The organism is Prevotella sp. DNF00663, assembly GCF_001553265.1.
Taxonomy (GTDB): domain Bacteria; phylum Bacteroidota; class Bacteroidia; order Bacteroidales; family Bacteroidaceae; genus Prevotella.
Window position 1 is genome coordinate 72,653 of record NZ_KQ960613.1, and the last position, 24,688, is coordinate 97,340.

General features: G+C 45.8%; 22 protein-coding genes. 2 read left to right on the forward strand and 20 right to left on the reverse strand.

Annotated elements, in window-relative coordinates; genetic code table 11:
* Positions 1-5: 5 nt before the first annotated feature.
* The 12 genes from HMPREF3034_RS04985 to HMPREF3034_RS05035 all read right to left on the reverse strand — a co-directional run bounded on the left by HMPREF3034_RS04985 (position 6) and on the right by HMPREF3034_RS05035 (position 13,862).
* Positions 6-2,117: a S46 family peptidase gene (locus HMPREF3034_RS04985; protein WP_036896239.1), complete on the reverse strand. Its 2,112-nt coding sequence runs from the start codon at positions 2,115-2,117 to the stop codon at positions 6-8.
* Positions 2,118-2,123: 6 nt separating this feature from the next.
* Positions 2,124-3,590, reverse strand: coding sequence for a lipopolysaccharide biosynthesis protein (locus HMPREF3034_RS04990; RefSeq protein ID WP_062433712.1), 1,467 nt, complete (start codon positions 3,588-3,590; stop codon positions 2,124-2,126).
* A 117-nt stretch (positions 3,591-3,707) separates the two neighbouring features.
* On the reverse strand, positions 3,708-3,875 hold the full coding sequence (locus HMPREF3034_RS12940; RefSeq protein WP_369796367.1) for a four helix bundle suffix domain-containing protein: 168 nt from the start codon (positions 3,873-3,875) through the stop codon (positions 3,708-3,710).
* Positions 3,876-4,061: 186 nt separating this feature from the next.
* Positions 4,062-4,256, reverse strand: a complete 195-nt coding sequence (locus HMPREF3034_RS12945; protein WP_052052739.1) for a four helix bundle protein — start codon at positions 4,254-4,256, stop codon at positions 4,062-4,064.
* 5 nt (positions 4,257-4,261) lie between these two features.
* Positions 4,262-5,494 carry a nucleoside recognition domain-containing protein gene (locus HMPREF3034_RS05000; protein WP_062433715.1) on the reverse strand — a complete coding sequence of 411 codons (1,233 nt, stop codon included), beginning with the start codon at positions 5,492-5,494 and terminating at the stop codon, positions 4,262-4,264.
* A gap of 200 nt (positions 5,495-5,694) precedes the next feature.
* Positions 5,695-6,942 (reverse strand): M16 family metallopeptidase, encoded by a 1,248-nt coding sequence (locus HMPREF3034_RS05005; protein WP_062433718.1) that lies wholly within the window; start codon positions 6,940-6,942, stop codon positions 5,695-5,697.
* 29 nt (positions 6,943-6,971) lie between these two features.
* Complete coding sequence (locus HMPREF3034_RS05010) at positions 6,972-8,054, reverse strand: endonuclease/exonuclease/phosphatase family protein (RefSeq protein ID WP_062433721.1); 1,083 nt, start codon at positions 8,052-8,054, stop codon at positions 6,972-6,974.
* A gap of 10 nt (positions 8,055-8,064) precedes the next feature.
* On the reverse strand, positions 8,065-8,991 hold the full coding sequence (locus HMPREF3034_RS05015; RefSeq protein ID WP_062433724.1) for a rhomboid family intramembrane serine protease: 927 nt from the start codon (positions 8,989-8,991) through the stop codon (positions 8,065-8,067).
* A 110-nt stretch (positions 8,992-9,101) separates the two neighbouring features.
* Positions 9,102-10,100, reverse strand: a complete 999-nt coding sequence (locus tag HMPREF3034_RS05020; protein ID WP_036896233.1) for a 2-oxoacid:ferredoxin oxidoreductase subunit beta — start codon at positions 10,098-10,100, stop codon at positions 9,102-9,104.
* 17 nt (positions 10,101-10,117) lie between these two features.
* The gene (locus tag HMPREF3034_RS05025) at positions 10,118-11,977 is read right to left on the reverse strand and encodes a 2-oxoacid:acceptor oxidoreductase subunit alpha (protein WP_062433727.1); all 1,860 of its coding nucleotides are present in this window, start codon (positions 11,975-11,977) and stop codon (positions 10,118-10,120) included.
* A 672-nt stretch (positions 11,978-12,649) separates the two neighbouring features.
* Positions 12,650-13,363, reverse strand: a complete 714-nt coding sequence (locus HMPREF3034_RS05030; protein WP_062433729.1) for a DUF6563 family protein — start codon at positions 13,361-13,363, stop codon at positions 12,650-12,652.
* Positions 13,364-13,649: 286 nt separating this feature from the next.
* The gene (locus HMPREF3034_RS05035) at positions 13,650-13,862 is read right to left on the reverse strand and encodes a hypothetical protein (protein ID WP_062433733.1); all 213 of its coding nucleotides are present in this window, start codon (positions 13,860-13,862) and stop codon (positions 13,650-13,652) included.
* A gap of 80 nt (positions 13,863-13,942) precedes the next feature.
* Here HMPREF3034_RS05035 and HMPREF3034_RS05040 point away from each other — a divergent pair, with 80 nt between their 5' ends.
* A complete protein-coding gene (locus HMPREF3034_RS05040) occupies positions 13,943-14,335 on the forward strand; it encodes a VanZ family protein (protein ID WP_036896230.1) in 393 nt (130 codons plus the stop codon).
* On the opposite strand, the gene HMPREF3034_RS05045 is transcribed toward HMPREF3034_RS05040, so the two are convergent.
* The 4 genes from HMPREF3034_RS05045 to HMPREF3034_RS05055 form a co-directional block, all read right to left on the reverse strand.
* Positions 14,295-14,795, reverse strand: coding sequence for a CYTH domain-containing protein (locus HMPREF3034_RS05045; RefSeq protein WP_036896283.1), 501 nt, complete (start codon positions 14,793-14,795; stop codon positions 14,295-14,297). The two genes, HMPREF3034_RS05040 and HMPREF3034_RS05045, sit on opposite strands and share 41 nt — an antisense overlap.
* A gap of 160 nt (positions 14,796-14,955) precedes the next feature.
* A complete protein-coding gene (locus HMPREF3034_RS12815; protein WP_197421733.1) occupies positions 14,956-15,096 on the reverse strand; it encodes a hypothetical protein in 141 nt (46 codons plus the stop codon).
* Positions 15,097-15,188: 92 nt separating this feature from the next.
* Complete coding sequence (gene prfB, locus HMPREF3034_RS05050; RefSeq protein ID WP_036896229.1) at positions 15,189-16,307, reverse strand: peptide chain release factor 2; 1,119 nt, start codon at positions 16,305-16,307, stop codon at positions 15,189-15,191.
* Between the two features lie 34 nt (positions 16,308-16,341).
* Complete coding sequence (locus HMPREF3034_RS05055) at positions 16,342-18,150, reverse strand: AMP-dependent synthetase/ligase (protein WP_062433735.1); 1,809 nt, start codon at positions 18,148-18,150, stop codon at positions 16,342-16,344.
* 89 nt (positions 18,151-18,239) lie between these two features.
* On the opposite strand from HMPREF3034_RS05055, the gene HMPREF3034_RS05060 reads away from it, so the two are divergent.
* Positions 18,240-19,319, forward strand: coding sequence for a M20 family metallo-hydrolase (locus HMPREF3034_RS05060; RefSeq protein ID WP_036896227.1), 1,080 nt, complete (start codon positions 18,240-18,242; stop codon positions 19,317-19,319).
* Between the two features lie 137 nt (positions 19,320-19,456).
* Here HMPREF3034_RS05060 and HMPREF3034_RS05065 read toward each other — a convergent pair whose 3' ends face one another.
* The 4 genes from HMPREF3034_RS05065 to dut all read right to left on the reverse strand — a co-directional run bounded on the left by HMPREF3034_RS05065 (position 19,457) and on the right by dut (position 24,442).
* Entirely contained in the window at positions 19,457-21,115 is a 1,659-nt protein-coding gene (locus HMPREF3034_RS05065; RefSeq protein ID WP_036896226.1) for a peptidoglycan DD-metalloendopeptidase family protein, read from the reverse strand.
* Positions 21,116-22,042 (reverse strand): lipoprotein insertase outer membrane protein LolB1, encoded by a 927-nt coding sequence (locus tag HMPREF3034_RS05070; protein ID WP_062433797.1) that lies wholly within the window; start codon positions 22,040-22,042, stop codon positions 21,116-21,118.
* Positions 22,043-22,047: 5 nt separating this feature from the next.
* Complete coding sequence (locus HMPREF3034_RS05075) at positions 22,048-23,808, reverse strand: tetratricopeptide repeat protein (RefSeq protein WP_156431041.1); 1,761 nt, start codon at positions 23,806-23,808, stop codon at positions 22,048-22,050.
* A 199-nt stretch (positions 23,809-24,007) separates the two neighbouring features.
* Complete coding sequence (dut, locus tag HMPREF3034_RS05080; RefSeq protein WP_062433738.1) at positions 24,008-24,442, reverse strand: dUTP diphosphatase; 435 nt, start codon at positions 24,440-24,442, stop codon at positions 24,008-24,010.
* Between the last annotated feature and the right edge of the window lie 246 nt (positions 24,443-24,688).

Here is a 24,688-nt window from a genome sequence, read left to right on the forward strand (position 1 = left end):
CTTATTTACTTAGCTCCAATCTCTTTCAAGAGGCGGTCGGCATGTCCCCAACGATCCATCATATAGAGTACGTAACGGATGTCGACACCTATACAACGAGCCAATCGCTTGTCGAAATTAATATCACTAGAGAGGCTGTCCCAGTTACCATCGAAAGCTAAACCGATGAGTCGGCCCTTGCCATCGAACATGGGTGAGCCACTGTTTCCGCCCGTAATATCGTTGTTGGTGAGGAAACAAAGCTGCAATTTACCGCTCTTCGGGTCGCTATAAGGAGTGAAGTCGCGTGCCGAGAGCAGCTCTTTCATGATAGGTTCTGCCTTATAATCGAAGATTTCTTCGCCTTGATTCATCTTCTTTACGATGCTCTCGGCAGTGGTATAATAGCCCGATGGTTTGCCACCAAGGTCGAATCCACCCACCTGACCATAACTGAGACGCATCGTAAAGTTTGCATCGGAGTAATGGGGCAGGTCTTCTTCCATGCGAAGCTTGGCTGCACAGAGGTACTTCTCCTGCTCCAAAATGCTGTCGTTGATGGCAGATAATTCGGCATAAAGGTCGCCGGAAACCTCCAAAAGGTCAATACCATAGTTCACACCTAGGTCTTTGCGATAAGCCTTGCTGTTGACATAGAGCTTCTTTCCGCTCTTCATGACGAGCGATTTGTCATAGAGTGCATTGACATAACGGGTATAGTCGCCACCAAATTTCTTGTCGATGGTCTCATAAAACTTAGGCAGATACTTGCTATTGACATGACTGCGATAGTTCTTCCACAACGCTGTCATCACCTCCATATCAAGAGCTGCATCCCAATCCTTGCTGTTGTCATCGAACTGTACGTACTGCTTCTTATCGCGATTCTTGGGGCCTTTCACCTCAGCATTGTTCAGATAATAAGCTCGTTGATTGAATTCGCTGGTGCGACGGAATGTCTCATTGAAGTACATCAAAGTCTTTTGAGCTTCAAATCGCTTGGCATATAGGCGAGCCATGAGGTCGAAGTCGAGCTTACCTTTCAGATAACCGGTCGAGTCTTGCCATGCTCTGAGGCGCTGTTCGTAGGCTTGTTTCTGTCCAATGATGCCAATAGAGTCGATACATTTGTTCATACCGATGGAGTTCTTCCAGTAGTTTGCGCTTTGGGCGAACTTGGAATCGTACTTGATACGTACCGCTTCTGATGCACGCATGTGACGTTGCATCACTTCCTGCTTGACTCCACGAACCTGTGCGCGAGGCGCATTGAGGGCATCACGACGCTCACGTATGCCATAAGAAGAGAGATAACGACTGGTTGAACCGGGGTATCCCATGGTCATGGCATAGTCGCCTTCCTTGTATCCTTCGAGGCTTACAGGCGCCCAATGTTGCGGATGATAGGGCACATTCTCTTTACTGTAAGCTGCCGGTCCGTTCGTTTTCGGGTCGGCATAGATTCGGAATACAGAGAAGTCGCAGGTCTGTCGAGGCCACATCCAGTTGTCAGTTTCACCACCAAACTTACCCATCGACTTAGGTACAGCGAACACTAAGCGTAGGTCGGTGAAGTCTTGATAGGTGGTGGCATACCATTGATTGCACTCATAGAAAGGATCTATATCAATGTGCAATGTTTTATCTATCTTCTTAATAGAGTCGGTCAACTGGTTTTGGAGCGAGTCAACGATAGCACGTTGACGGTCGCGCGACTTGCCTTCAATGAGCTTATTGACACGTTCGGAGATGTCTTCCTGCTTCTTCATGAATGAAACGAACATGTCTTCATTGGGCAATTCATCGGCATAACTCTGTGCCACAAAGCCGTTCAACATATAATCATGCTCCACGGTAGAATGCGAACGGATGGCTTCAAAACCGCAATGATGGTTGGTAAATACCAATCCATCGGGCGAAACCACGACTCCCGAACAGTATCCGGAGAAGTTGACAACAGTGTTTTTGATTGCGTCTTTACTACCATAGAGGTTATTGTAAGGCAGTTGGAAACCTTCTGCCTGCATCTGTTCGTACACTGCTTTGGGCAGATTATAGAGTGTCCACATACCTTCATCTGCGTGCATAGGCAGCGTAGCAAACATACACAGAGCTGCCAAAGATGATATTTTCTTCATTATATATTATCTTTTTATTTTGATATTTTCTTTTTTCAACACCACCAACATGAATACTCCGATGAGCAATGTGTTGATGACAAGGCTGGGGATAGTAGCCAATTGACTGTTTGTCAACGCTATTCCGGCAAACAAAATAGCCGTCAGTCCCACATACATCAGTATCTCTTTTATCGGATAATTGATGGGATAATAATGCTGTCCCACCACATAGCTTACCACCATACTTACTCCATAGGCAGCAAAACCGGCCCATGCGCAAGCCATATAACTAAAGTGGGGGATGAGAAGTATATCCATCAGTATCAGTACCACGCATCCTAAGCCGGAGAAATAAGCCCCCCAAATGGTGCGATCGGTCAACTTATACCAGAACGAAAGATTGAAATAGATGCCAAACATGATTTCAGCTGCCATCACAATAGGTACCACCCGCAACCCATCCCAATAGTCGTGAGCCACCACATGACGCAATACATCCATATAACCCATCACCATCAAGAAAGCTAGCAAGGTAAAGATGATGTAGAACTTCATCACCTTGGCATAGGTCTCCTTATTATCTTTATCTTTCGTCTTGCCAAAAACAAACGGCTCATAAGCAAATCTGAAGGCTTGGGTTATCATCACCATAATCATCGCAATCTTGATACTGGCACCATAAATACCCAGTTCTACCTGCGCTTCGGCTATCGAACCATCGTAGAAATAAGGGAAAAGTATCTGCGAAGCACTTTGGTTTAGCTGTCCTGCCAAGCCTAGAATCAACATCGGCCATGTATAGCTGAGCATGCGTTTACATACGTTTATGTCGAATCCGAAGGTTATTCCCTTCAGTTCTTTCCACAACATAAGGAGCGTAACGATGGTACATACCAAATTGATATAGAACACAAAAGCCACATCTAACGTGAATTGTGCATCGTAAATACCAAAAAGATTGAGCTTGAAATAAGGCAATATAACCAAATACAGCAGGTTCAAAACGATGTTTAAGGTGATATTGACTATCTTCAGCAGGGCAAACTTATAAGGTCTATGTTTGTATCTGAGGTAGTCGAACATGATGGCCGTCCATGCATCAATAGCGACACAGACAGCCATAGTACCCACAAACGAAGGATGATCGGCATATCCCATGGCTGCCGAGATGGGGTGTAAGAATACCAATACCAACACCGAGAATATCAAAGCCACAAATCCCACCATACGAAGTGTGGTGGAATAGACCATTTGTGCATTCTCTCCTTGCTTGTTGGCAAAGCGGAAGAACGTAGTCTCCATGCCGTAAGTAAGCAAGATAATGAGCAATGCTATATAGGCATAGATATTGGTAATGATACCATATTGGCCACCCGCAGCATTGAATTTATACACCTGAATGGGCACCAATAGGTAATTAATGAATCGAGCAGCAATACTACTCAAGCCATAAATGGCCGTATCTTTCAATAAAGATTTTAAATTTGCCATATTATATAATTAGGTTTATTAGGTGAGGTAAAGTTTGTTAAGTTTGTTAGGTTTGGTGATACGCTACATATCTAACCTATTATACCTAACCCACTTACTACACCTAAACTACTCCATCTAATATCCTCTCCTCTCTTTTCTCATCTTCATTCTCTGTTCTCTAATTCCTCCTTCATTCAAGAACTTTTTATTTTGCCAATCAATCAACCCTCTTAACAAAGCCAAAGTCTGAAAGATAACAATGAGAGCCATATTAGCAATATCTTCAGCCGACCGTCCTTTGATTTATCTCATATACCAAGCAGAATCGTTATGTTTGGCAAAATAGCGCTTACATATTTTGTATTTAGGATGATTCTCGACCCATATTTCAAGATGATAATGTCGCAGATAGTCTCGATAATCTTCTTTTAATTCTTCAAGACTCCCCTTGGCTATCACCGATAGTCTATGCTCTGTCGTTGTAGAACCCTATGCATCACTATATCCCTCTACGATATTCTGCTTCCCCGAACGTGCTGCTTGCTGCATTTGGTCGGCTGTACGGTCGTGTATGCGTTCCAAGAATCGGGCGGCAAAGTAAAATGTTATATCTAATACACACTGGCTTTTTTGGTAGACAGCCAATGTCTCATAGCTACTGATTTTACTTTTACGTGTATCCATAACCTCTACCCAAAGAACAGATCGGCAATAAGGATAGCGGCAATGGTGCCCACAAGGTCGGCCATCAAACCGCAAATTACAGCATGACGGGTATAACGTATGCTCACACTACCGAAATAAACAGCCAGTATATAGAACGTCGTGTCGGTAGAACCTTGGAACATACAGCTCAGTCGCCCAACGAAAGAGTCAGCTCCGAAATGCGTCATCGTGTCAAGCATCATACCCCTTGAGCCCGAACCTGAGAGGGGTTTCATGAGCGCTGTGGGCAAAGCGTCCACCCAATTGCTGTTCAATCCCAACAGATCTACGCCCCATCTCACACTTCCAACTACTGCATCCATGGCACCGGAAGCACGAAATACACCGATAGCAACAAGGAAAGCAACGAGATAAGGGATAATGCGGACGGCTGTGGTGAAGCCTTCTTTCGCCCCTTCCACAAAGGCATCATACACATTTATCTTCTTTCTCATGCCCGCAATCATAAATCCTACGATGATAGACATGAGCAGTACGGCCGTCACCGAGGTACTGACGGTGTTCACCATAGCCGGAGTCATCCGACTGAATGTCCATACCACGCTCGCCATAAACAGACTGATACCACCCAAGGTAAGCAGTAATGTGCGGTTGAAGAGATTGATTTTCTGATATATAGAGGTAATAATAACGCCTCCAAGCGTTGCCACAAAGGTGGCAATGAGTATCGGTAGGAAAACGTCGGTAGGTTGCACAGCTCCTTGTTGTGCCCGATAAGAGAGAATAGATACCGGAATGAGAGTCAATCCACTGGTGTTTAACACCAGAAACATAATCATAGGATTGGTGGCAGTATCTTTCTTTGGATTCAGTGTTTGCAATTCTTGCATGGCTTTCAAACCCAAGGGAGTGGCCGCATTGTCCAATCCCAACATGTTGGAAGCAATGTTCATGAAGATGCTACCCATGGCTGGATGCCCTTTCGGAATATCGGGAAAGAGCTTCGTAAACACCGGTGAGAGTACTCGAGCCAATACATTAATGAGTCCGGCACGCTCAGCTATCTTCATCAGTCCGAGCCATAAGGCCAACATTCCCGTCAAACCAATAGAGATTTCAAATGCCGATTTCGACGAATCGAACGTAGAATTCATGAGTTCCGGAAACACGGCTATATCGCCTAAAAATATCAATCGCGCCAATGCCACAACAAAGGCGATGAGGAAGAACGCTATCCAAATGTAGTTCAGTACCATATACGGGAGGCTATTGTCATGCAGTCGAACACCATCAAGATTCTATCTCGGATTTTCGAATGCAGCCTAATTTCTGCAAAGATATAGATAATAATTGGAAAAAAGAAATAAAAGTTAGTAGTTAGATGCGTATACTGACAATGTGAAATAAAAAGCTTACCTTTCAAATTTCCGCTTGCTTGTCTCAAGAACTAAGCTCTTTAGTTATATCCCAACACCATCATACGGTCTTCATCGAATACATCTTGCGCCACAGCCTGTACCTGTTGCGAAGTCACGGCGTCTATCTTCTCATAAAGCGAAGTAATATCTTTCTCCCAACCGTAATGCAAAAAGCTCTTACCAAAGTCGAGGGCGAAGTTCTCACGATTATCGCAGGCTACGCCTATCTGTCCTTTTATCTGCTTCTTGGCAGCACTCAACTGTGCTTCAGACAGTGGTGTAAGCATCACACGGTCAAGCTCTGAACGCACCAAACGGCGACAACGCTTCACATCGTGAGGGTCGCAACCAAAGTAAACACCCCATATTCCCGTGTCGCCATAGCTCACCATACTGCTGTCCACAGCATATACCAGCCCATTACGCTCGCGTAACGACAGGTTGAAACGAGCATTCATGCCCGGTCCACCTAAGATGTTATTGAGCAGATAGAGCGCCATACGCCGGTCGTCACCAACTCCATAAGCCCGATTTCCCATCATGATGTGTGCCTGATGCGTACCACGATTGGTGATATTCTCACCGGCTTGATAAACAGGTAATGGCTCCCGCATATCGGGACGTAAGGTATCTTGTGTCGTAAAATCATTACCCTCGTGTCCACCCGTGGCAAATGTTCGCATGAGCAACTTCACCAATCGGCGGAAGTCAATGTCTCCATAAGCAAAAAAGATGGTATTGCCGGGCGTGTAATATTTTCGGGTAAAGCGCAGGGCATCGGCCGTTGTAAAACTACGCACACGCTCGGCCGTCCCTAGAATATTATGTCCTAAACGGTGACCACGAAAGATGGCGTTCTCAAAATCATCGTAGATGAGTTCCGACGGTGTATCATTGTAGCTCTCTATCTCATCGCATATCACCTCTACCTCTTTGTCTATCTCGGCTTGGGGGTATGTACTATGAAACACGATGTCAGTCAACAAGTCAACTGCTCTGGCCATGTGTTCGCGCAAGATAGCTGCATAATAGACGGTATCTTCTTTATTGGTGAAGGCATTCAAGTCGCCGCCAACACTCTCCAGCCGGTTGATGATATGCCATGCCCGACGATGATCCGTGCCTTTGAAAGTAACGTGCTCACAGAAATGAGCCAATCCCTCTTCGCCGAGTGCCTCATCTCGCGACCCCACATTGATTTGGTAACCGCAATAAAGTACGGGTGAAGTGGATGGTAGGTGAATGATACGCAGACCATTGTCTAGCGTAAACGTATTATATTTCATTGGTATTCAAGCGCTAATCTATTTTTTCACTACTTCTTTCGCAACCAACAATAAATGGGATAGTGGTCACTGCTTTTAATACTATTGTCCACCCGACAGTTGTAAGGTGTCCAATCGTCCGAACACATGATATTGTCTATCCGCACAAAGAAGCCGGAATGATGGTATGAAATGCCCGGACCGAGCCCGCTCTCCACATAACAATCGGTGAGATTACAGGCTATGGTACGGCGTGTATATGATATAGGATTATCGTTGAAATCACCACATACTATCATGCTTCGACCTTTATGCTCACTGATAAAACGCGCCACGGCCTCGGCTTGTGGCCCACGTTTGCGTGCCGCTTCACCCAGTTTGTCTATCAATCGCTTCGATTCTTTCTTGGCTTCACGAGCTTCCACATCTCCTTTCACCATCTGTTTGAAGTTCGATTTATCTTCTAGCGATAGTCCGGTAGTCTCCAAATGATTATTGATAACAATGACTGTGTCGTCCTTTATTTTTAGTTCATAGGCCATTGTAAGATTTCCATGAGAGGCATAATGGATGCGTTGGCGCGAGATGATAGGGTATTTGCTATAGAGCGCGATGCAGTCTCCGCCCCTTCCTTTTACCGCCGTATCACAATATTGATACAAAGGATTGAGCATTTCATCGACCCGTTGCTGACTGATACCGTTAGGCATAGCTTCTTGCAGACACACGATGTCGGCATCCTGCTTGGCTATATACTTCAAAATAGGGTTTACCTCACCGGGCTGTGTGTCCCATCCGGCAAACAACCAAACATTGTATGAGAGCACTTTAATAGCATCTTCGGGTGCCGTCTCTCGTACATTGAAAGGGCAATACGTACGGATTGGAACGTAACAAAGCAGGAATCCGATGAGCGGTATCAGCACTCCGCGCAGTCTGAAGACCACCCAGAAGAAGGTAAAAACCAAGTTGATGACAAGCAAAACAGGGAATACCAGTCCGGCAGAAGCCAATGCAGGATGGTCGACAGGGTTCAACCTATCGGAGAATCCCACCAACACCATCACGATAATGGTAGCAATATTAGCTCCTGCTACCATACGAAAAGTAATTTCTTTGAGTACTTTAATCATCGAAGAGCCACTAATTACGATTGCTACTTTCAAAGAGTCTACGCTTCTCTTCGGCCGTCAAGCTATCGTATCCACTCCTGCGAATCTTGTCTAGTATGCGGTCTATCTCTTCCTGCTCTGCATGTTTGCGAGCATTATAATCCCAATCGCTTTGTTTGTCTTGCGGTGCTTCCGTGCTACGAGTGTCGGCTTGACGATGACTACGCTGCTCCCATCGGTTGCGTAATGAATCGAAAAACTGTGCTCCCTGCGAACGGCCATAGCCTTGTGTGGGATGATTGCGCCAGTAGCGAATCATGAAATATCCGAACACCATACCACCTAAATGAGCCAAATGAGCCACATTATCATTGGTAGTGCCTAATAACGAGAACACTTCAATACCTGCATAGAACAGTACAAACCATTTGGCTTTGATGGGAATCGGCAGAGGGAAGATGAAGATACGTTCTTCGGGAAATATCATTCCGAACGCCAACAGGATGGCATAGATAGCACCCGATGCACCCACAGTGGTCCACATATTGAGCGCCGCACCCACTTGTGTGGCCACAGCTCCTAATTGCGAGAAGCCTATTTCGGGGTTCTGTCCATGTATTGTCATATAGAATGATACCAACTGAGCCAACTCTTGGAACAGTCCGGCACCAACACCACACGATAAATAGTAAAATAAGAACTTGCGAGGTCCCCATACATTCTCTACCACAACGCCGAACATCCACAGCGCAAACATATTAAAAAAGAGGTGCATCCAGCCACCATGCATGAACATATAGGTGACTAACTGATAGATTTGGAAGTCGGGAGCGAGGAAAAAGTGAAGTCCGAAGATGTCGTTTAAGTCGATGCCCGTCATCGAAAGAACCAGCATACAGATAAAAGCCAGCACATTGATGATGAGCAAATTCTTCGTCATAACCGGTATATTGCGCATTGTAATCTCCTATTCTTTTAAGATATATAATATCGCAAAAGTACGAAAAAACAGTGGAATCAACAAATCGCTTAGGAAGAGTTAAGAGTTTTATGCGCAGAAAGGGAAAATCACTTCACTTCCCAAATATCGTTTGTCTCCAGCAACTCGTTGAACGTATGGTAGGACTTGGCAGCCTTGACCTGCTCAACTTGTGCATTGAGACAACTATCGTAAGTGGGAGCATCAACATCACGAATCACACCCAGCGCCACGGGGAAGCCTTGTTCGGTATCCATCATGGCCAACTTCAACTGCAACGTGTTGTCCATGGCATGGGCATCGTGCACCAATATATCGTCGATGGTAATACCATTCTCACCTAGTTTGGCCACACACAGGCCGAAACCTTCTTGTACCAACCCGTATTCCAAGTTTTCTCCAAAAAGCAACGGTTTCCCATGTTCCACGTAAATGGCATTCTTACTACGCCCTTCACGTGTGTAGACAGGGTCGTAAGCACCGTTGTTGAAAATCATGCAGTTTTGTAAGATCTCGCACACCGAAGCACCTTTGTGTTTCCAAGCAGCCTTGAGTATGTCCACAGTATGCTGCCCATCGTTGGCAACGGCACGGGCAAAGAAGCGTCCGCGAGCGCCAAAACATAGCTCGGCAGGACGGAATGGGTCTTGTACAGTACCATAAGGGCTCGACTTTGAGACGAATCCACGGGGCGAAGTAGGACTATACTGCCCCTTTGTCAAGCCGTAGATACGGTTGTTGAGCAGTATCATATTGATGTCGACATTGCGTCGTACGGCATGGATAAAATGGTTACCGCCGATAGCCAAGCCATCGCCGTCGCCACTCACCTGCCAAACGGTGAGCTCAGGATGTACTATCTTCAGTCCCGTAGCAACTGCAGCGGCACGTCCATGAATTGTTTGTAAAGCATATGTATTGGTATAATACGAGAGTCGGCCACTACAACCGATACCCGTAATGACAGCTGTCTCATGGGGAGGAACACCTATTTCGGCCATTGCCTTTTCCAAAGAGTTGAGGAAGAAATGGTCTCCGCAGCCCGGACACCAACGAGGCTGTCCCTTTTTAAAATCATTTGCGTTCATATATTAGACAGATTATACTAGCACGACTTGTTTGTTATCATTCTCTCAAAGGCTGCCACGAGTTCGCTCACGACAAACGGTTTGCCTTTCACCTCGTTGTATTGCAGGGGTACGAAACCATCTATCTTCATGCGAAGGTAGCCGGCAAACTGACCCATATTCTGTTCTGCAACCACCACACGCGGATAACGGTGTAGTACTTCGGCTGTATTGGCCGGTAGCGGATTGATGTATTTGAAATGAGCCAAAGCCACCCGATGTCCCCGACTACGCAGTTCGCGCATGGCAGTACATAGATGTCCATAGGTTCCACCAAATCCTACGATGAGTAATTCTGCTTCGTCGGCATCGCCAATGACGCGTACATCGGGCACAGGAATACGTGCTACCTTCTCTGCACGTAGCTTCACCATGAGGTTATGATTCTCCGGATTGTTCGAGATTTTACCCGTTTCATTTTCCTTCTCCAGTCCTCCAAGAATGTGCATATAGCCCTCTTGTCCCGGAACAGCCCAATAGCGAGCCCCCGTTTCCGGGTCGCGCTCATAAGGAGAATAATTGTCTTTCTGTTCCTCAGTAGCCAAATGTGGCTTGATGTCGGGCCATTCAGCGATGTCAGGAAGTCGCCATGCCGCCGAGCCATTGGCTATATAAGCATCGGTCAACAGCACTACAGGAGTCATGTGCTCTACTGCAATCTTGCACGCCATGTACGCTCCGTAGAAACAATCGGTCGGTCCGGTGGGGGTAATCACGGGCATCGGGCTCTCTCCATTGCGCCCGAAGAGCACTTGGAGTAGGTCGGTTTGCTCGCCCTTCGTGGGAAGTCCGGTCGAAGGACCGCCACGCTGAACGTCTATCACTACCAAAGGCAGCTCGTCCATCACAGCCAAATTCATGGCTTCCGACTTCAAACAGATACCCGGACCCGATGTAGATGTGACAGCCAATGCACCACCAAAGGCTGCACCAATGGCACTAGCGCAACCGCTTAGTTCATCTTCGCACTGCATGGTGATAGCTCCCATGGAGCGGTGTTTGGACAATTCGATGAGTATATCGGTGGCCGGTGTGATGGGATAAGAACCTAAAAACAACTTCAGTCCGCTACGCTCGGCAGCAGCCAACAATCCGTAGGCGGTGGCTTTATTACCTGTTATGTCGATATAACGGCCGGGATGCTTGTGTCGATTCTCTATGCGATAGGTGGCGGGGACGCTCGCATGGGTGTTAGCTCCATAATCGTAGCCGGCATTGACTACCTTGATATTGGCCTCGGCCAGTTGAGGCTTGCGTACAAACTTCTTACGCAGGAAATCGGCAACCAACTTCCGATTACGCCCAAAGAGCCAGCACACAATACCCAAAGCAAACATATTGCGGCACTTCAGTATAGACTTATTGTCCATACCTGAATCTTTCAACGCCTCTTTTACAAAACTGGTAATGGGGCATTGCACCACTCTGTCGGGATCAATACCTAATTCGCCAAGATAATCGTCGGTCTTGAATTCCGCCTTGCGAAGATCATTTGGCCCGAAATCATCGGCATCGATGATGATTGTTGCCTGCGGTTTGGCATATTTATACTGGGTCTTAAGTGCCGCAGCATTCATTGCCACGAGCACGTCACATAAGTCTCCGGGAGTGAGAGCCTCATCTTCCGAGATATGGACTTGGTAGCCTGAGACGCCTGTAAGCGAACCTTGCGGAGCGCGAATATCAGCGGGATAATCGGGGAAAGTGGATATATCGTTTCCTTCGATGGCGGATACTGTAGAGAAGATGGTGCCTGCTAACTGCATGCCGTCGCCTGAATCGCCTGAGAACCTGACGACAACTTGATCCAGTTCCTTTATTTCGAGCCCTTCTGTCATAAGTGTTATACTATTATTAGATTATTAATTCAAAGTGTACAAAGGTGTAAATTATCGTTGACATAACAAAAAACAAACCACATTTTAACCTTTGTTGCCCGAAAAACAACAATTATTTTCGCTAGAAGAACAGTCCATTCAATAGTCGGAGCCTTTAAGTCTCCAGAATAAAATAAATTCATAAGTAAAGTAAGACCTCTACTTACAGAAAGAAGAAGTGCTTCTTCCGATTTATGTCGTAAAGCGACTAGAGACGAATAACCAGCGGTTTATTACCGCTGGAAAAATGTATCTACAAGGAAAATGAGTGCCGAGAGGTACTCAATACGGATAAAATCCGCGCCCTCCTTACATGATATTCCTATTCAGTACTTTCGGTACTGATAACCGATAACGATCTACTTTCCACGGACTTTGTCCGCGGTTATTTTTCTTTGGTTGCTTCGCGACAAAGACAATACTATGGTTTGTGGATACAGCATATTGTATTTCTATCTATTGAGCATTCTACATGAGCTATAAAATACCGCGCGAGCAGAAATGAGATGTACTCAGTCTTCATAGCAAATAAAATGGATGATAAGCGATTTAAACAATAAGAGACGATGCTTACATCGTCTCTATGTTCTTCATTCTTATATTCCCCTCATCCTAGGGAAGAGGTTTCCTCGTTTAATCCTCGCCTACAATACCGGCTTTTTTCAGCACCGGAACGATATGTTCGGCGTAGGTACGCTCCTTTTTATTAGTCTTATAATATTCATCATATAGCTCTGGACGCCCCGCAAGCAAACTAAGCATTACTTTCTCATCAATAATCTTGACCTTCTTCTCACCCAGTGTCACGATGTAACATACAGTTTGTTTAGCCACTTTGTTAGCCGACGCAGAGGCGGCCAACGAACCTATAAGACCGAACATACCTCCAACGGCCATCTTGGTATTCATCTTTGCCACATCGAAATAGAGGATGAGATAACGACCGTCGGCCATCTTGTGTGCACGAACATAGCCCTTGCCAAAGAGGGTTCCGCGGTCTTTGAGATGATTTAAATTGAAAAGCAGAGTATCACGATACATCACTGCCACGGCTTCTTTTTTGAGTAAGCGCTTCGTAGCCTTATTATCAGAGTCGAACTTAAAATCTTTTCCGCCCCACCACGCTTGCTTGGTACGACTCTTGGTAACCACCTCTACAGAGTCGACACTGCTCCAATGCCCAGCTTGCAGGTCGTCGTACGTGATACAATAATTCACTGTGGTGATGGTAGATGTGGAATCTTGCGAAATGGTATCGTTGACTTCACTAGTCTGTGCATACACGTTTTGTCCGAGGAGAGATAACACACTCACGAACATGAATACTACTAAATGCTTTGTTTTCATCTTGTATTAAAGCTAATTAGAATCTGATTATCAAGTAAATTTTATTATTTCGCAAAACAACAGTGACAAAAGTAGAAAGAAAATGAGAATCAACAAATTCTCAACATCATTTTTTTCTTTTTTCTGCAAGGCTGCGACAACGTTACTGTATAGGCTCTGCAGCGATGCTGAATGGGCGAGACAGTAACGCTGAAGAGGGGCTGCAACAGCCCCACCCCTCCCTCCCCAAAAGGGGAGGGAAGATACAATGGGAGATGGAGTTATAAGTTTTTGAGTTAATAAGTTCTTAAATTATGAAGCAGAAAAGATTATTCTCTTTCTCCCTCCCCTCTATGGGGAGGGCTGGGGAGAGGCTTCTGTAGCGACAGAAAAGATTATTCTCTTTCTCCCTCCCCTCTATGGGGAGGGCTGGGGAGAGGCTTCTGTAGCGACAGAAAAGATTATTCTCTTTCTCCCTCTCCCTTTGGAGAGGGCTGGGGTGGGGCTTTTCTATCATCATGGATTTGTAATACGTGAGCGAATGCAATTCTCTCGCTATGATAACATGTTATTATCGAGAAGTTGATTACCTTTGTAAAGATGAATAAAATAGCTGAAACAATCAAGTACTATCCGCTAACAACGTTGCTAGTGGTAGTCATTTGGGTGATATGTTTGATACCTATACCGGAGACTCCACTCTCTCATGTGTCGCTAATAGATAAGTGGACGCACGTCGTGATGTATCTCATGTTGTGTAGCATCGTGTGGTTTGAATATCTACGCAGGCATCAACCTATCGTTTGGAGGCAGGCATTGATTACCGCTTGCGCTGCTCCGCTCGTCATGGGTGGGCTCATAGAGATAGCACAAGCGACGTGTACAGGTGGCCGACGCAGTGGAGACTGGCTCGATTTCGTGGCCGATGGGCTCGGCGTAATAGTGGGACAAGTTATCGGTATTCTTCTGGTAAAGTGCTTCTCCAAACACTAAAAGGCGAGCGAAGCAGATGGGAATTGTAGAAACGGCGGTCGCCCGTCACTTCTAGTCCGATGAAATCGGGCTTCTCGTAAGCCTCTGTTTCGTCGCTTAACTCCACTTCTGCCATGATGAGGCCATCGTTATCGCCATGAAATTCATCAACTTCGAAGACATGGCTACCGCTCTTAACAAGGTAGCGATGCTTGTCGATGACGCCTCCTTGGCACAATTCCAGCAGATGACCGGCTTCATCGAGCGTGATTTCTTTTTCAAATTCATAACGCGACATACCCCCATTGACCGACGGACCTTTGATAGTCAAAAAGGCTTGATGGTCGCGTACGCGCACCCTTACTGTAGCACCTTGCGCCGGAATATAGCCTTGCCGGATATGGCTACAAGAAAAGGCGGCACGCTTATACATGTCGCCTTTCTTCACAAGGAATTTCCTTTCAATTTCTAATCCACTCATATTCATTATTTAAGTTTCGCATGGATGCTCAACTTAGGAGTTATTGGAAGTTACTAGGAGTAAATAGGAGTTATCGGCCTAAATGCCTGCTATCCCTTTTTAGCTCCCGTCATCTTCCGTTATCTCCTCAATATACATCAACTTGCGAAAGTCAAGTTGATTATACGATAGTCATCGAATAGATGGCAAATGCGATTGCCAATAGAATCAAACCGACAAATATCCAGTTGATTACTTTCTTAGCTTGCTTCTCTTGTTTAGCAGCGCGTTGTTCGCGGTGCAGTTTGCTGTTGTTACTCATATATTTTTTATTAAAGGTTATTTATTGGAAAAGGATAAGCAGAGTAGGGGCATTAGAAAGAATAGGAGGGAGGATATAACTCCTTCACTCTATCACGACTCTTCTTCCGGATACTCCATGAGGTAAGCCTTGATAAACTCATCGAGCTTGCCATTCATCACACTATCCACATCATTGGTCTGATAATTAGTACGATGGTCTTTCACACGACGGTCGTCGAAGACGTAACTTCGTATCTGACTTCCCCATTCTATCTTCTTCTTACCGGCCTCTATCTTGGCCTGAGCTTCGAGGCGTCGCTTCATAGCACGGTCGTAGAGCTGCGACTTCAAAAGCTGCATGGCCTTGGCTTTGTTCTTAGGTTGGTCGCGCGTCTCGGTATTCTCAATCAAGATTTCCTCTTGTTCGCCGGTGTCGGGGTCCTCGTATTGATAGCGCAAACGCACACCCGACTCCACCTTATTGACGTTCTGACCGCCGGCACCACCCGATCGGAAGGTGTCCCAAGAGAGTCGGGCAGGATCTACAAACACCTCGATAGTATCGTCGACCAGCGGAGTTACGAACACACTGGCAAAACTTGTCATGCGCTTACCCTGTGCATTGAATGGTGAAACACGTACCAATCGGTGTACACCATTCTCGCTCTTGAGATAGCCATAAGCATATTCACTCCCCTCAATCTTCATCGTGACACTCTTGATGCCGGCCTCATCGCCATCTTGTAGGTTGCTGATGGTGACATTATATCCATGAGCTTCGGCCCACCGCATATACATACGCATGAGCATGGAAGCCCAATCCTGACTCTCGGTACCGCCGGCTCCGGAATTAATCTTCATCACACAGTCCATCGGATCTTCTTCCTGACGGAGCATATTCTTGAGTTCGAGCGCTTCAATGGCCGTGATAACCTTCGCATAAAGGTCGTCTACCTCTTGTTCGGTGACCATTTCGTCGCGGTAAAAGTCGAAAGCCAACTGTAACTCATCGGCAAGTTGGCGTACTTGTTGATAGTCTTTGAGCCACTTCTCGATACTCTTTACCTTCTTCATTTGGTCTTGAGCGCGTTGCGCATCTTCCCAAAAGTCGGGAGCTTGGGTACGTAATTGTTCTTCTTCGAACTCTACTTTCTTCTGGTCTATATTCAAATAATGATGTAAAGCGTCGGCACGCTCCATCACATTTTTGAGTTGATCGGATGTAATCATTTACTTATTTGATGTGTCGATAGAGCGTACCGGCCTATTCAGCGTACATGTCTTCTATGACGTTCTTGTAATTCTTATTGATAACTCCACGCTTCAGTTTGAGCGTATTGGTTAATTCTCCCGTCTCCATCGAGAAATGATGAGGCAACAGGGTGAATCGTTTCACCTGCTCGTAATAGGCCAATCCCTGCATGAGCGTGTCGATACGCTCTTTCATCATCTGCTTGACCTCGGCATTATTACACAGTTCTTCGCGGTTGTTGAAAGCCACATGATGCTCGCGAGCCCACTCTTCTAGGACGGTATATTCAGGAACTATAAGCGCGGAAACGAACTTGCGTTGGTCGGCTACCACCGCTGTTTGCTCTATATATTTATCGACTAACAGCATGGCTTCCAAATGTTGAGGAGCTATATACTTACCATTCGAAGTTTTAAAGAGGTCTTTGATGCGCTCGGTCAAGAAGAGTTCGCCATCTTTCAGATACCCTGCGTCGCCCGTATGGAAAAATCCGTCTTCATCAAAAGCAGCTGCATTGGTGGTATCGCGCTTGTAGTAACCGGGCGTAATCGTTGGCCCTTTGAGCAAGACTTCGTTGTTTTCGCCTATCTTTATCTCTAGCCCATTGATTGGACGACCTACAGATCCCAAGGTAAATGGTTTACCCTTGTGGTCGCAAGAGACTGTGGCCAGACTCTCGGTGAGTCCATATCCTACGAGCATATCAATGCCAACGGAATGTACAAACTCTTCTACTTCGGGCGAAACATAAGCTCCTGCCGTAGGGAAGATATTGGGATTCTCAAGTCCTATCTGCTTACGCACAAGACTGAGAATAGTCTTATTCATCACTTTATATTCCAACTCAAGTGCCAACGGTACTCGTTTGCCTTTGCTGAGATACTCTATATTGCGCTTCTTACCGACCGACAAAGCATGCAAGAACAACTTGCGTTGCACCGCACTTGAACTTTCCACACGTGCTTTTACAGCTATATAGACTTTCTCCCAAAACCTTGGGACACTGCTCATACACGTAGGATGGGTCTCGCGCATGCTATCCTGTATCTCTTTCGGATTGGTATTGACTATCAACTGTGCACCTGCTGACAAGGATAAGTATGCCCATGCACGCTCAAAAATATGGGCAAAAGGAAGGAAATTGATGACTCTATCCTTCTCACCGACGGGTACACACTCTCCATTCGCTTTGAGAGCAGCAGTATATTGACTGTATGTGAGCTGCACACCTTTGCTATCTCCGGTGCTTCCACTGGTATAAAGGATGTTGCATAAATCGTCGGCGGAAGCTTCTTTCCACAATGCTTCGACCTCTGTCTGGCGAGGAAGGTCTTCTCCAAGTTTTATAAAATCATCGAAATAAATACTTGCAGGGTCGTGCGTACTGATTCTTACGCCACGGTCGAAAACGATGATACGCTCCAAAGTAGGGCATAATGCAAAAATACGATGGGCTCTATCATACTGTTCCTGTTCGCCAACAAAAACAAAACGGATGCTTCCATCGTTAATCATATGTTGTATCTGCTGCTCGCTACTAGTAGAATAAAACGGCACAGAAACAACTTTTATACCATAAGCACCAAAGTCTGTATAGAGGTATTGTACGCAGTTTTGGGCATAAACGGCAATGTGCTCTTGAGGCTTAATACCCAAATTAAGAAGCGCATTGCTCACTTGTTTGACGCGTAAAGAGAATTGATTCCATGAAACAGTCTTCCACTCTCTGCTTCCAAAATTACGATATGTCAACACAGGACGGTTCGCATACTTCTTTGCTTGTTCATGAATAAGGACTGAGAGGTGGCATATTGTTTGCATAATCTAACGATTTTATTTCTTGCAAAGATAGTGTAAATCAGATAGAACAGCAAAAAAATATAATTATTTTATTACTTTTGCCTACACCTATGACACAGAAAGAATATACCAACGAAGCCGTTCGACTGCTCAGCCAACTCATTGCCATCCCATCAACTAGCCGAGATGAGGAAAAAGCATCCGATGTAATGTTTCAAACCATAGCCGATTATGGTTTCTCACCTTGCCGTGAGGCGAACAATGTATGGGCGATAGACCCACACTTTGACAGCTCGCGTCCCACTCTGTTGTTGAATGCTCACCTCGATACTGTGAAACCTGTGGCAACTTGGACACGCAATCCGTTCAGTCCAACGATTAAAGATGGAAAATTATTCGGGTTGGGTAGCAACGATTGTGGAGGCGGGTTGACCACCCTACTACAAACATTCCGCTATCTAGTGGAGCGTCCACAACCTTATAACTTGGTATATTTGGCATCGGCAGAAGAGGAGGTTTCGGGAGCTAATGGTATCCGTCGTGTGTTGCCATTATTGCCATCTATTGATGTGGCAGTAGTGGGTGAACCCACCGGATTACAGCCTGCCATTGCCGAAAAAGGACTGATGGTGCTCGACGTCATAGCTCGTGGGAAATCGGGACACGCCGCCCGTAACGAGGGAGTGAATGCCATTTACGAGGCATTAGACGACCTACTATGGCTTCGCGACTATCGTTTTGAGAAGGTGAGTCCGTTTCTTGGTCCGACAAAGATGACGGTAACGGTTGTCAATGCAGGCACACAACACAATGTGATACCCGATGAATGCAAGATGTTGGTGGATATCCGAACCAACGAATACTACGATAATCAAGAGGTATACGACTTTATTTGCCGACATGTAAAGTCGGAAGTGCATGCCCACTCGTTCCATCTCCGCTCGTCGCACATCGACATTGAACACCCTTTGGTACGTCGCTGTATAGACATGGGCCTTACTCCTTATGGCTCACCAACCCTCAGCGACCAAGCTCTCATGCCATTCCCATCGTTTAAACTTGGTCCCGGAGAGTCATCACGCTCGCATTCTGCCGATGAATTCATCTATATCCAAGAGATGGAAAACGCCATCGACATGTATCAAAAGATACTGGATGGATGCAAGATACCGTTCTACCAACAATTTTGAAAAGCCCTTAATCGGTTCAAAATCGATATAAAATTATACTTAATCAGCTCAATTTGAGCCGATTAATAAGATTTTCTTGCTATCTTTGAGCCGTATAGATAATTACTTTTTACAAATATTATCTATCGCTAGACTCTTTATCTCCCCAACCAAACCTCAGGGTTTAACTTGGCAGTTTCTCTTCTTAATTGGAATTGGAGGATGTTGTCGATACCTACAGCACCTAATGCTTGGCGGGTAGAAACTTTTTGTCCTTTCGTCACACTCACCGATTTCAGGTTGCAATATACCGAGATATAGGCGCCATGACGCACCATAACGACCATTGAACCGGCAAATCCAAATACAGCACTCACCTCACCATCGTAGATGGAACGAGCCATACAGCCCGAATTTCCCTTGATATTGATACCTTTATTATCCAAACTTACGTTCTTCAGACCATCCACTTTATGTTGTCCGAAGTGGCTCACAACCTGATAACTACCAGTAATCGGCATCGGCAATCGACCTTTGTTAGCTTCAAATCCACCACTCATCATACGGTCTACCGTACTGAATCGCTGTGCTTCATTATTCTTTTTCGTAGCATCGGCTATCTCTTTGGCCTCGCGAGCTTCATCTACTCGTGCCTTACGTTCGGCCGCTATACGAGCCGACTCTGCCTCACGTGCAGCTTGTTCTGCTGCTTCCCGACGTTCAGCAGCTTCATTTGCCAACTTCTGAGCACGCTCTTTACTCTCCTTCTTGGCAACATCTGCCGCTGCCTGAAGTTGTGCTTGACGAGCCGCTTCGGCCTCGGCCTTCAACTTAGCCTCACGTTCTTTAGCCTCAGCAATACGACGAGCGTTCTCTCGTGCCGCTGCTTCGGCTGCTGCTTTCCGCCGAGCTAACTCCTCAGCACGCTTCCTTGCTGCTTCTTGAGCGGCCGCCTTACGCTTCGCTTCAGCAATAGCTCGCTGCCGGGCTTTCTCTACTTCAATGGCTATCAAGCGATCAATCTGTGCATTCAGAGCCGCATCTTTCTGGCGTTGTTCGTTGATTACCTTCTGAATCGTCTTCTGTTGATTCTGCAACGAAGCCACTACTTTCTTCTGTTCGTCCTGCTGTCCTATCAACGCCGACTGTTCTTTCTTACCCTTATAAAGCAAGTTATTCTTCTGACTACGAACATCCTGCAACTGCTGATGCTTACTATCCACTTGTGCTTGCTTGGCTTTGACCATCTCGCCTTGGGCTTTTTGGTAGTCGGCATATTCACGAACGAAGCGTAAGCGTCTATATATCTGCGCCAAGTTCTTTGCCGAGAATATAAACATTAGCTTATCTTGTATCGTACTATTGCGTGCCATGTAACGCATAGACTTGATATATTTCGTCTTACGGTCGGCCAATTGTTGCTCCAATGTTTGCAACTGCGCCTTCAATATATCCAAGTTGCCCTCGATATGGTGAATATCTTTCTGAATACCTTCGATATTTTTCTGTCGCTCATCAATCTGAGTATTCAGGCTAATGAGATTTTCCAATCGCTTCTTCACGTCGGCTTGATTGGCTCGCAACTGCTGTTCTTGTTGCTTAATCTTCTTTTGTATCTGCGAGCGCTGACCTTGCAAACTCTTAATAGACGCGTTGGAATAGACGGCTGTCTTCTTCTTTGTCGCCTTTGTAGTAGTGGTCTTCTTCTTTTTAACCGTCGTCTGTGCCTTCCGTTTCTGCGTCTTCACCGTCTTCTTTTGGGCGGGAGCAACTGCAGTAAAAGCTACAGCCAACAATATCAACAGTATCTTCTTCATTTATAAGTTCATGATTTGTTTCAAGATATCCTGTGCTGCAATCTGCTTATATCTATCAGATACAGTCGTCTGTGTATCCCAGTTGCCGTTGGTTGTCACCTCATTCATAGAGATAGAGATTGTAGCTTGCTGTTTCTTCTTGGTAGCTGTGGTGGTAAAAGAGAACACCTGTGTACTGGGGAACGACTTCACACCCACGCTCTTGAAATCGGAATAGTTCCATACCAAGGTCGATGTGCCGTGCTGTGCACTCTTATAGGTGACATCGGTACGCATGATTCGACCGTCATTCTTATCTGCATTCCATTGATAAGTTATGTTACCATCGGTCAAAGTAACGGACACCATAGCGCCCATAGCCTGCAAATCGACACCATATTTCTTCAAGTTCGACTCTGATACCTTCTGCTGTCTGGGCAAGAACAATTGGTTCCAGAACAATGCCTGTAAACTGTAGAAATTCAAACCGTTATTCTTTAAGAAGTCCAACTCATTGTAATTGGCCTTCACATATTGCTTGTGTAGACGGTCGATGACGAGCACATAGGTTGGTGTAAACTCCAGTCGCCCCACCTCGGTACCTAGCAACGGGATGGTAATCTGCAATCGTATCACCTCATCTTTACGCATACGCAACTGCCCGGGCATTGTAATATCCTTGTCGCCTGCCTTCAAATTGAACGTAATACCGCCTACAATATTCTCCGCATACACTTTGGTGTCGGCCACTTTCTGCACAAATGCCAATCGTTGCAAGTCGGGAGTAGTCGCATTAGTAGCCTTTCCGCCCGTCTTACCAGATTGGGTGGTCACACCGGCAACGCCTTGTCCTTCTTTTACCAAAGCCTTTTTGCTGCCGCAAGAGGCTAGGAACAAGAGCGCACTCATGCCCATCAATCCTATCTTATAAATTATCTTTGTTCTCATCATACCTATTCTTTGATATATTTCTTCAACTTCAATTTCTTCTGTATCAGCGCACTTGTACTACCCGCCTTGACGGCTTGCTGCCAAAAGTCCACCGCCTTATCAGGTTCATTACACATAGCGTGTATGTCACCGGCATGCTCCAAGACCACCGCACTCACCACCGAGTCGGTGTCGTTCTTGATAGCTTGATCTATATAAATCTTCGATTCTTCGTATCGGCTTTGCAAGAATAGAATCCAAGCATAAGTATCCAAGAAAGTAGAATTCTTGGGTTCGGCCTTCACTGTGCGGAAACTCATCTCCTCAGCACGCTTCAAATCTTGCCCCTCTTCGCTAAGATAGTAAGCATAATTGTTCAGACAACCCACATTATCAGACTTCCATTGCAAACAACTATCGTAAGCTGCAAACGACTCTTGGGCCTGTCCCTTCTGATGAAGTATGTCTCCCATGATGGCATAGAAGTCGGATACAATATCGGGATTGCTACGCGAGTTGATTTGACTCACCCCTTTGCGGAACGTAGACAGCGCTTCGTCATTGTTCTCCTTTTGATAATAGGCCAGTCCCTTGAAATAGTAGAATGCCATTTCGTCGGGATTATAGAGCAAAGCCGGTTCGCATAGTGCGATAATATCGTCCCACTTTTTCTTGGACCACAACCCTTGAATGAGTTGTAAGCGTGCACCTACGTTATCGGGACTAATACTTAGCACGCGATTCAACGCCCGCTTGACACTGTCTTCGGGCATCTTTTTCAGTGTCATATAGGCTGCTGCCAACTCAGCCACGTCTCCGTCTTTCGGATTATGTTGTAATACGCGGTCGAACAATCGCACAATATCCATACTGTCCTTACCATCTTTCTCGCTCTCCTGAATCAGTTGTCGCATCATGGTGACGCGGTCTTGCGAGCTCGTCTTGCGACTCATCAAGATACGTTCCGTCAATTCGTGCGCTAAAGAATCCTTACCCGTGGCACGATAATAGTCGCGCATAGAACTTTCAGCATACACGTTGTCGGGCTCTTCTTTCAATGCTTGTTGGAATATCTTGTAAGCATCTTTCTGCTTACTGTTCTGCATCAGCCAGTTACCCATCATCACTCGGTAGTTCACATCGCTGGGATGAGCGTCGCAAAGTGCCTTGAGAACTTTGAAAGCCGACTTCTTATCGCCCTTCATCTCGTAGATACGTATCTTCGCCAACGTCATATCCTCACTGTTACCTTCCATCAGTTCCAGTCTGTTGGTGGCGTCAAGCATCATATCGTAGTTCTTTTCGTGCTGATAAAGTTGTATCAACACATTCAGTACATCACTACGGTCTCGATTGTTCTCATATAGTTTCTCAAAAGCAACGATAGCCTTATCGAACTGCCGAAAGTTGATATAGTTCTGTGCTACGTTCTCCTGATAGGTGCTATTCTGCGGATTGAGCGCGGCAGCATGCTGCAAATCGGCCATGGCCAACGTGTCTTCGTGCTGTATACCATAGATACGTGAGCGCAGGAAATAAGCTTCGGCAGCCTCCGGTTTCATATCAATACAACGGTTCAACAACGTCAGTGCCGAGTCGTTGTGATTGGCATTGAGTTGTCGCGCAGCCTCCAAGAAATGAGCTTCGTAACTGTTACGAATGACAGCCGGTATGGTATCAACCGTAAACTTGGGTTTGGTTGTATGTATATCGTTGTCGGCTAGGGCAGGGTATAAGATGGCTGCACCCATGAAAGCCGCCAATAAAGATATCAAATGCTTCATTATTCTATCTCAGTTTCGCAATGATGCTCACCTTTGGAGTTATCGGAAATTAAGGGAAGTTAGTCGCTATGCGTCGGAGTTAACAGACGTATGACTATATATAAAAGACCAAATTATCGTCTGTTGACTACAAGTCTCTCAGAGACTTTCACTCCTGTTGACTCCCGCTTACTTCTAAACTTGCGAAAGTTTATTATATTTATTTCACTCCGGTATGTCCGTATCCGCCCACACCACGCTCGGTTTCATCAAGTTCTTCCACCAATTCAAACTCGGCTTGTTCATGACGTGCTATCACCATTTGGGCAATACGCTCACCGTCGTTCACCGTAAACGGTTCGTTGGAAAAATTGATCAGCAGCACCATAATCTCGCCACGATAGTCAGCATCCACCGTTCCCGGCGTATTGAGTACCGTGAGTCCATACTTCAAAGCCAGTCCACTGCGAGGACGTATCTGCGCCTCGTAGCCTACAGGCAGGGCGATATGCAGCCCCGTGGGGATGAGTCTGCGCTCCAAAGGTTTGAGAATGATGGGCTCATCGATGTTTGCCCTGAGATCGAGTCCGGCACTTTGCGCCGTCGCATATTGCGGTAATGGCTGACGACCGGTATTTACTACTTTTATCTTCATACTGGATACTATATCTTGCAAAATTAATCAATTCTGTCTGAATAGTTCCCTTTTTCATCTTAAAAAAGAAAAATAGGGATGTCGTGATGTGCCTTTTGGCACACTACATAGCAGGTTTCCACATGTTTTATAAAACCTTTAGCCTCTATAAAAGGCCCATTTTCAACTCCCAAATCATACCCTATTGTTGGGGAGAATTACATTCGCTTCCACATATTACAAATCCATGATGATAGAAAAGCCCCA

Coding starts and splice junctions, on each gene's coding strand:
- HMPREF3034_RS04985 (WP_036896239.1), bottom strand. CDS start 2,117: ATGAAGAAAATATCATCTTTGGCAGCTCTGTGTATGTTTGCTACGCTG.
- HMPREF3034_RS04990 (WP_062433712.1), bottom strand. CDS start 3,590: ATGGCAAATTTAAAATCTTTATTGAAAGATACGGCCATTTATGGCTTG.
- HMPREF3034_RS12945 (WP_052052739.1), bottom strand. CDS start 4,256: ATGGATACACGTAAAAGTAAAATCAGTAGCTATGAGACATTGGCTGTC.
- HMPREF3034_RS05000 (WP_062433715.1), bottom strand. CDS start 5,494: ATGGTACTGAACTACATTTGGATAGCGTTCTTCCTCATCGCCTTTGTT.
- HMPREF3034_RS05005 (WP_062433718.1), bottom strand. CDS start 6,942: ATGAAATATAATACGTTTACGCTAGACAATGGTCTGCGTATCATTCAC.
- HMPREF3034_RS05010 (WP_062433721.1), bottom strand. CDS start 8,054: ATGATTAAAGTACTCAAAGAAATTACTTTTCGTATGGTAGCAGGAGCT.
- HMPREF3034_RS05015 (WP_062433724.1), bottom strand. CDS start 8,991: ATGCGCAATATACCGGTTATGACGAAGAATTTGCTCATCATCAATGTG.
- HMPREF3034_RS05020 (WP_036896233.1), bottom strand. CDS start 10,100: ATGAACGCAAATGATTTTAAAAAGGGACAGCCTCGTTGGTGTCCGGGC.
- HMPREF3034_RS05025 (WP_062433727.1), bottom strand. CDS start 11,977: ATGACAGAAGGGCTCGAAATAAAGGAACTGGATCAAGTTGTCGTCAGG.
- HMPREF3034_RS05030 (WP_062433729.1), bottom strand. CDS start 13,363: ATGAAAACAAAGCATTTAGTAGTATTCATGTTCGTGAGTGTGTTATCT.
- HMPREF3034_RS05035 (WP_062433733.1), bottom strand. CDS start 13,862: ATGATGATAGAAAAGCCCCACCCCAGCCCTCTCCAAAGGGAGAGGGAG.
- HMPREF3034_RS05040 (WP_036896230.1), top strand. CDS start 13,943: ATGAATAAAATAGCTGAAACAATCAAGTACTATCCGCTAACAACGTTG.
- HMPREF3034_RS05045 (WP_036896283.1), bottom strand. CDS start 14,795: ATGAGTGGATTAGAAATTGAAAGGAAATTCCTTGTGAAGAAAGGCGAC.
- HMPREF3034_RS12815 (WP_197421733.1), bottom strand. CDS start 15,096: ATGAGTAACAACAGCAAACTGCACCGCGAACAACGCGCTGCTAAACAA.
- prfB (WP_036896229.1), bottom strand. CDS start 16,307: ATGATTACATCCGATCAACTCAAAAATGTGATGGAGCGTGCCGACGCT.
- HMPREF3034_RS05055 (WP_062433735.1), bottom strand. CDS start 18,150: ATGCAAACAATATGCCACCTCTCAGTCCTTATTCATGAACAAGCAAAG.
- HMPREF3034_RS05060 (WP_036896227.1), top strand. CDS start 18,240: ATGACACAGAAAGAATATACCAACGAAGCCGTTCGACTGCTCAGCCAA.
- HMPREF3034_RS05065 (WP_036896226.1), bottom strand. CDS start 21,115: ATGAAGAAGATACTGTTGATATTGTTGGCTGTAGCTTTTACTGCAGTT.
- HMPREF3034_RS05070 (WP_062433797.1), bottom strand. CDS start 22,042: ATGAGAACAAAGATAATTTATAAGATAGGATTGATGGGCATGAGTGCG.
- HMPREF3034_RS05075 (WP_156431041.1), bottom strand. CDS start 23,808: ATGAAGCATTTGATATCTTTATTGGCGGCTTTCATGGGTGCAGCCATC.
- dut (WP_062433738.1), bottom strand. CDS start 24,442: ATGAAGATAAAAGTAGTAAATACCGGTCGTCAGCCATTACCGCAATAT.